This window comes from Variovorax atrisoli 110B, assembly GCF_000382045.1.
GTDB classification, from domain to species: domain Bacteria; phylum Pseudomonadota; class Gammaproteobacteria; order Burkholderiales; family Burkholderiaceae_C; genus Variovorax; species Variovorax atrisoli.
The window spans coordinates 1-1,215 of sequence record NZ_KB907494.1 but is presented as its reverse complement, the minus strand read 5'-3'; the positions used below and the strand labels follow the sequence as shown (position 1 = coordinate 1,215).

The following is a 1,215-nucleotide window of genomic DNA, read 5'->3' as shown; positions in this document are numbered from 1 at the left end:
CCATTCCCAAGAGAGTTTTAACCCCTGCGCCAAAAGCACTCTGTCTTCGCCGGTCAGGTCGCTAGCGTCAAGAAGACGGTCTGCGATCAAAAGCCCAAGAGCCAGATTTTTTGGAAGGGTGAAATCGCAATCCATAAATCAATTCTTCTACGAACCAGCTTGAATGTCGGCTCTGGGGCGCATTGTCCCAACATGTCGAATAGCCGCTTCTGGCCGATTGTGCCGCTTCCCGTAGGCCAAACATTGGCCGCGAAAGCTGATGACTGTCCCTGAAAAGGCAGGCGTTGGTTGGGCGTTGCATCAAGGACAGCTGTAGTCCGGCCAGCGCATGCTGAGGCTCCCTCAACTCGATGGGAGACCATCATGGGATCAGTAAACACTACAACCTGCCAAGTGCCTTGGAACAAGGGCAAGATCGTCGGCCAGAAGGCGCCTTTCAAGCTCAAGGACATCTGGGCACTGCGGGTGCGACTGCAACTGGAGGGCCGAGTGCGCGAGCTCGCTCTCTTCAATTTGGGCTGGACAGCAAGCTGCGAGGCTGCGATCTTGTTAGCCTGAAGGTCAGGGACGTCTGCCACGGAGAGCAAGTTGCCCCGCGGGCAACAGTGTTGCAGCACAAGACGCAGCGTCCGGTGCAGTTTGAGCTCACGCCCGGAACCCGCGAGGCTGTGCAGGCCTGGATCCTCCGCGCCGGACTGCGATCGGACGACTTCCTGTTCCCGAGCCGAATGCACGACTCGCCGCACCTCGGCACCCGGCAGTACGCCCGCATTCTTGGTGGCTGGGTCAGGGAACTCGGGCTGGATCCTGCCGACTACGGAACGCACTCGATGCGACGGACGAAGGCAACGTTGATCTACCGACGGACGAGAAACCTCCGTGCGGTGCAGTTGCTGCTTGGCCACTCCAAGCTTGAGTCGACAGTCAGATATCTGGGCATCGAGGTAGATGACGCCCTAGAGATCTCGGAGCAGACAGAAATCTGAGCGAGCGTCGATTTAGTGGCGCAGATCCGTCCGCCTTGCTGTCACAGCGAGGCGGACCGACGCACTGCCAGATGGCTCGATTGCGACGCATAGCAGACATTCAGCGGGCCATACCGACTGACTGCAACCAGTCTGAGGACTAAACCGCTCGCGCGGTAGCCCGCCGCAATGGCCGCGGTGCGGATAGGCATTGCGCCCCTGTCTATGTTGAGAACCGAGGCAATCGGCC

The 1,215-nt window shown here is 59.3% G+C and carries 1 protein-coding gene and 1 pseudogene; one reads left to right on the top strand and one right to left on the bottom strand.

The window, feature by feature from the left end; genetic code table 11:
* Positions 1-363: 363 nt before the first annotated feature.
* Positions 364-986, top strand: a pseudogene (locus tag G369_RS36975) (tyrosine-type recombinase/integrase).
* Positions 987-1,027: 41 nt separating this feature from the next.
* On the opposite strand, the gene G369_RS39300 reads toward G369_RS36975, so the two are convergent.
* The coding region (locus G369_RS39300; protein ID WP_208604433.1) for a hypothetical protein at positions 1,028-1,215 on the bottom strand (188 nt) is incomplete at its 5' end.